The sequence below is a fragment of the Burkholderia sp. AU4i genome (assembly GCF_000466765.1).
Lineage (GTDB): Bacteria > Pseudomonadota > Gammaproteobacteria > Burkholderiales > Burkholderiaceae > Burkholderia > Burkholderia cepacia.
The window spans coordinates 1-6010 of sequence record NZ_ASSI01000286.1 but is presented as its reverse complement, the minus strand read 5'-3'; the positions used below and the strand labels follow the sequence as shown (position 1 = coordinate 6010).

Genomic DNA, 6010 nt, shown 5'->3' with positions numbered 1-6010 from the left:
CTGGCGCGTCGGGTGACGCCATCCGTACCGGCGGCCGGGCACGGCGTCGCGCGCCTCGCCCGGCCGTCGGTCATTCGAGGTCCGTGGGCGGCGCATCGCCGAGCCAGCGCCGCGCGCCGGGCCCGTTGCGGCCCGCGCGGTCTTCCGGGTTCGTCAGCTTGCAGCGCTTCAGCGACAGGCAGCCGCAGCCGATGCATTCGTCGAGGTTGATGTAGAGCCGCTGCAGCTCCTCGATCCGGCTCGCGACGCGTTGTTTCCAGCCGCGCGACAGCCGCTGCCAATCCTTGTTGCTCGGCGCGGTGTCCTCGGGCAGGCTGACGAGCTGCTCGGCGATCTCGTCGAGCGAATAGCCGATCTTCTGCGCGAACACGATGAACGCGATCAGCCGCAGCACCGCGCGCGAATAGTGGCGATGGCTCGAGCCGTTGCGGTGCGACTTGATGAGCCCGCGCGTCTCGTAGAACCGCAATGTCGACGCCGGCACGCCGCTGCGCGCGGCCACTTCGCGAATCGACATCAGCGGCCATTGCGGGATTTCCTGGATACCCATGACACCCCTCCGGGAAAGCTTGACTTGAAGTTAACTTCAACTTTTATGCTACGCGCCAGTTTAACCCGTCGCGAGGCATCATGCTCTCCTTATCCCTACGCAGGACGTCGCCTTTGGGCGCGGCTTGTGCACTGCTGCTGGCGTTGTCGGGCTGTCACGACGGCAAAGGCGCACCGTCGGCCCCGGCCCTTCCCGAAGTCGGCGTTGCCACCATCGCACCGCGCACGATCCGCCTCGCGGACGAATTCAACGGACGCGTCGAAGCGGTCGACGCAGTCGAACTGCGGCCGCGCGTGAGCGGCTATCTGCAGCGCGTCGCCTACAAGGAGGGCGACCTGGTCGCGCAGGGCGCGCTGCTGTTCGAGATCGACCCGCGCCCGTACCGGATCGCACTCGATCGCGCGAACGCGCAGCTGCAGCGGGCCCGCGCGGCCGCGAGCCTCGCGAACGTGCAGCTCAAGCGCGTGCAGACGCTGATCGATGCGCATGCGACGTCGCAGGAAGAACTCGACAACGCGCGCGCCACGGCCGAGCAGGCGCGGGCGGACCTGCAGGCGGCCGATGCGGCCGTCGCCGATGCGAAGCTCAATCTCGGTTTCACCGAAGTGCGCGCGCCGATCGCGGGCCGCGTCGGCCGCGCGGTCGCCACCGTCGGCAATCTGGCGCGCGCGGACGACACGCTGCTGACGACCGTCGTGTCGCAGAACCCCGTCTACGTGTATTTCGACTGCGACGAACAGAGCTACCTGCGCTACAACGCACGGCGTGCCGACCCGACGCATCGCGCGATCGGCGCCGATCCGGTTCGCGTGGGCCTCGCGAACGAGACGGGCTTCCCGCATGCGGGCACCGTCGATTTCCTCGACAACCGTCTCGACCCGCAGACGGGCACGATCCGCGCGCGCGTGCGGCTGCCGAATGCGGACCATGCGTTTACGCCCGGCCTGTATGCGCGCGTGCAGCTCGTCAGCGGCCGCGACCAGGATGCGCTGCTCGTCGACGACAAGGCCGTGCTCACCGACCAGGACCGTAAGTACGTCTATGTGATCGGCCCCGGCGACAAGGCACTGCGCCGTGACGTGACGATCGGCCGCGGGCTGGACGGCGAGCGGATCATCGAGAAGGGGATCCAGGCGGGCGACCGCGTGGTCGTCGACGGCATGCAGCGGATCTACTATCCGGGCGCGCAGGTGAAGCCGAAGGCACTCCCCGCCCGCGCCGATGCCGGTGCTGGTAATGGCACGGGCAACGAGCCGGGCAGCGGATCGGGCAACCGTACGCAGGCCGTCGCCGATGCCGGCGCGCCGGCCGCGCAGTGACGGGAGCGATACGATGGATTTCTCCCGATTCTTCATCGACCGGCCGATCTTCGCGGTCGTGCTGTCGATCGTCATCTTCGCGATCGGCCTGATCTCGATTCCGATGCTGCCCGCCGGCGAATACCCGGAAGTCGTGCCGCCGAGCGTCGTCGTGCGGGCGACGTACCCGGGCGCGAACCCGAAGGAAATCGCCGAATCGGTCGCCGAACCGCTGGAAGAGGCGATCAACGGTGTCGAAGGCATCATGTACATGAAGTCGGTTGCCGGGTCGGACGGCAGCCTGCAGGTCGTCGTCACGTTCCTGCAGGGCGTCGATCCCGACACGGCCGCCGTGCGCGTGCAGAACCGCGTGAGCCAGGCGCTGTCGCGCCTGCCCGACGAGGTGCGTCAGTACGGCGTGACCACGCAGAAGCAGTCGCCGACGCCGCTGATGTACGTGAGCCTCTATTCGCCGGACAACAGCCGCGATTCGCTGTACCTGCGCAACTACCTGACGCTGCACGTGAAGGACGAGCTGTCGAGGCTGACCGGTGTCGGCGACGTCGGCTTGTCCGGCTCCGGCGACTACGCGATGCGGCTGTGGCTCGACCCGAACCGGCTCGCGTCGCGCGGGCTGACCGCGAGCGACGTGATCGCCGCCGTGCGCGAGCAGAACGTGCAGGTGTCGGCCGGCCAGCTCGGCGCGGAGCCGACGCCGAAGAAAAACGACTTCCTCCTGTCGATCAACGTGCGCGGCCGGCTGCGCACGGCGCAGGAGTTCGGCGACATCGTGCTGCGCAACGGCGACGACGGCCAGGTCGTGAAGCTGTCCGATGTCGCGCGCGTCGAGCTCGGCGCGGGCGACTACACGCTGCGCTCGTACTTCAACGACAAACAATCGGCCGTGGTCGGCATCTTCCTGTCGCCGGGGGCGAACGCGCTCGAAGTCGCGAAGGCCGTGTATGCGAAGTTCGACGAACTGTCGAAGCGCTTCCCGCCCGGCGTCGCGTACCGTCCCGTGTGGGATCCGACGGTATTCGTGCGCGATTCGATCCGCGCGGTGCAGCACACGCTGATCGAGGCCGTCGTGCTGGTCGTGCTCGTCGTGATCCTGTTCCTGCAGACGTGGCGTGCGTCGATCATTCCGCTCGTCGCGGTGCCCGTCTCGGTGGTCGGCACGTTCGCGTGGCTCTATCTGCTCGGCTATTCGATCAACACGCTGACGCTGTTCGGGCTCGTGCTCGCGATCGGGATCGTGGTCGACGATGCGATCGTGGTCGTCGAGAACGTCGAGCGCAACATCGCGCAGGGCCTGAGCCCGCGCGACGCCGCGCACCAGGCGATGCGCGAGGTGTCGGGGCCGATCGTCGCGATCGCGCTCGTGCTGTGCGCGGTGTTCGTGCCGATGGCGTTCATGTCGGGCGTCACGGGGCAGTTCTACCGGCAGTTCGCGGTGACGATCGCGATCTCGACGGTGATCTCCGCGATCAACTCGCTGACGCTGTCGCCCGCGCTCGCCGCGAAGCTGCTGCGTCCGCACGGCGCGCCGAAGGATGCGCTCACGCGCGGGCTCGACCGCGCGTTCGGCTGGCTGTTCCGTCCGTTCAACCGCTTCTTCGACCGCAGCTCGGACCGCTACCACGGCGTCGTCTCGCGCACGCTGAAGCGGCGCGGGGTGGTGTTCGCGGTCTATGCGGCGTTGCTCGGGGCGACCGCGCTACTGCTCAATGCGGTGCCGGGCGGCTTCATCCCGGTGCAGGACAAGCTGTACCTGTTCGCGGGCGCGAAGCTGCCGGAAGGCGCGTCGCTGGCGCGCACCAGCGAAGTGACCGAGCAGATGACGAAGATCGCGCTCGGCACCGACGGTGTCGAGATGGTGCCGGCGTTTGCCGGGCTGAATGCGCTGCAGGGCGTGAACACGCCGAACATCACGAACTCGTACGTGATCCTGAAGCCGTTCGACCAGCGCCATCGCAGCGCCGCGCAGATCAACGCGGACCTGAACGCACGCTTCGCGACCATCGGCGGCGGCATCACCTATGCGCTGATGCCGCCGCCGATCCAGGGCCTCGGCAACGGCTCGGGGTATTCGCTGTACCTGGAGGATCGCGGCGGGCTCGGCTACGGCGCATTGCAGAACGCGCTCACCGCGTTCCAGGCCGCGGTCGCGAAGACGCCGGGGATGAGCTACCCGGTCAGCTCGTACCAGGCGAACATCCCGCAGCTCGAGGTGAAGGTCGACCGGCTGAAGGCGAAGGCGCAGGGCGTCGCGCTGACCGACCTGTTCAGTACGCTGCAGGTCTATCTCGGCTCGATGTACGTGAACGACTTCAACCTGTTCGGCCGCGTGTACCGCGTGATGGCGCAGGCGGATGCCGGCCACCGGCAGACGGCCGCCGATATCGCGAACCTGCGCACGCGCAACGCGAAGGGCGAGATGGTGCCGATCGGCTCGATGGTGACGGTGGCGCCCGCGTACGGGCCCGACCCGGTCGTCCGCTACAACGGCTATCCGGCCGCCAGCCTGATCGGCGACGCCGATCCGAAGGTGATGTCGTCGTCGCAGGCGATCGAGAAGCTGCAGCAGATCGCGAAGGACGTGCTGCCGCCGGGGATCGTGCTCGAGTGGACCGACCTCAGCTACCAGCAGGTCACGCAGAGCAACGCGGCGATCGTCGTGTTCCCGCTCGCGGTGATGCTCGTGTTCCTCGTGCTCGCGTCGCTGTACGAGAGCTGGACGCTGCCGCTCGCGGTGATCCTGATCGTGCCCGTGTGCATCTGTGCGGCACTGTTCGGTGTGTGGCTGTCGGGGGGCGACAACAACGTGTTCGTGCAGGTCGGGCTCGTCGTGCTGATGGGGCTGGCGTGCAAGAACGCGATCCTGATCGTCGAGTTCGCGCGCGAGCTGGAAATCCAGGGCAAGGGCGTGATCGAGTCCGCGCTGGAAGCGTGCAAGCTGCGGCTGCGTCCGATCGTGATGACGTCGGTCGCGTTCATCGCGGGTTCGGTGCCGCTCCTGATCGGCGGCGGCGCGGGCAGCGAAGTGCGGGCCGCCACCGGCATCACCGTGTTCGCGGGGATGCTCGGCGTCACGCTGTTCGGGCTGTTCCTGACGCCCGTGTTCTATGTGGCGATCCGCAAGCTCGCGGGCGGCACGCCGGCCGTGTGGAGCGAACACCACGGCACCCTCGAAGGAGAAAACCGATGAGCGCCGCTTTCCGTCTTTCCGCGCTCGCGATGTCGGTGACGCTCGCCGCATGCGCGGTCGGCCCCGATTTCAGGCGGCCCGATACGGCCACGGCCGAGCGGTTTGCCCGCGACGCGCATCCGGCGGCGCAGCGCGACGCGTTGCCGTCCGGCAAGACGCCGGATACGCCGCCGGACGCGTCGGCCGATGCCGATGCCGCATTCTGGCGCGGTTTCGGCGATCCGCAGCTGACGCAGCTGATCGACACGGCGCTCGCGGCGAACCAGGATCTCCAGGTCGCCGTGTCGCGCTACGACGCATCGAATGCGCTGCTGTCACAGGCCACGTTCGACCGCTACCCGACGATCACCGCGAGCGGGAAGATCGGCCATCAGCTGATGAGCAAGGACCAGGCGTTCGGGGCGCCGCGCAGCCAGCGCGATACGCCGACGTCCAGCGTCGGGATCAATGCGGCGTGGGAACTCGACCTGTTCGGTCGCGTGCGTCGTTCGATCGAGTCGCAGCGCGCGGAGACGGCCGCCAGCGCGGCGGACGTGCGCGCGGTGCGCGTCGCGATCGCCGGCGAGGTGGCGAGCACGTACGTCGACCTGCGCGGCTCGCAGGAGCGGCTGCGGATCGCACGCGAGAACGCCGACAACCAGAAGCAGACGCTCGCGCTGATCAATGCGCGCGTCGGCGCGGGGCGTGGCTCCGAACTCGATGCGGCGCGGGCGCGCGCGCAGTACGAATCGACGACGTCGCGGATCGCCGTGTACGAGGCGGCGATCGGCGTCGACGAGCACCGGCTCGCGGTGCTGACCGGGCAGACGCCGGATGCGCTGATCGGCCGCTTCGATCTCCCGAGGGCCGCCGCGTCGGCGGGCACGCCCGTGCCGCTGCCGGTGCTGGCCGCCGACATCGATCCCGGCACGCCGGGCGACCTGCTGCGGCGCCGGCCCGACGTCGCGGCCGCCG

The 6010-nt window shown here is 68.8% G+C and carries 4 protein-coding genes; 3 read left to right on the top strand and 1 reads right to left on the bottom strand.

The window, feature by feature from the left end; all coding sequences use genetic code 11:
• Positions 1–70: 70 nt before the first annotated feature.
• The gene (gene soxR, locus L810_RS40675) at positions 71–550 is read right to left on the bottom strand and encodes a redox-sensitive transcriptional activator SoxR (RefSeq protein ID WP_021163951.1); all 480 of its coding nucleotides are present in this window, start codon (positions 548–550) and stop codon (positions 71–73) included.
• 80 nt (positions 551–630) lie between these two features.
• On the opposite strand from soxR, the gene L810_RS40670 reads away from it, so the two are divergent.
• The 3 genes from L810_RS40670 to L810_RS40660 form a co-directional block, all read left to right on the top strand.
• The gene (locus L810_RS40670; RefSeq protein WP_042978227.1) at positions 631–1869 is read left to right on the top strand and encodes an efflux RND transporter periplasmic adaptor subunit; all 1239 of its coding nucleotides are present in this window, start codon (positions 631–633) and stop codon (positions 1867–1869) included.
• A gap of 13 nt (positions 1870–1882) precedes the next feature.
• Positions 1883–5056 carry an efflux RND transporter permease subunit gene (locus L810_RS40665; RefSeq protein WP_021163949.1) on the top strand — a complete coding sequence of 1058 codons (3174 nt, stop codon included), beginning with the start codon at positions 1883–1885 and terminating at the stop codon, positions 5054–5056.
• Positions 5053–6010 (top strand): TolC family protein (locus tag L810_RS40660; RefSeq protein WP_042978228.1); only part of this gene is annotated, 958 nt, incomplete at its 3' end. The genes L810_RS40665 and L810_RS40660, both read left to right, overlap by 4 nt.

What these genes read in the sequence shown, in the direction of transcription:
- L810_RS40665 (WP_021163949.1), top strand. Translation starts at nt 1,883, where the DNA reads ATGGATTTCTCCCGATTCTTCATCGACCGGCCGATCTTCGCGGTCGTG.
- L810_RS40670 (WP_042978227.1), top strand. Translation starts at nt 631, where the DNA reads ATGCTCTCCTTATCCCTACGCAGGACGTCGCCTTTGGGCGCGGCTTGT.
- soxR (WP_021163951.1), bottom strand. Translation starts at nt 550, where the DNA reads ATGGGTATCCAGGAAATCCCGCAATGGCCGCTGATGTCGATTCGCGAA.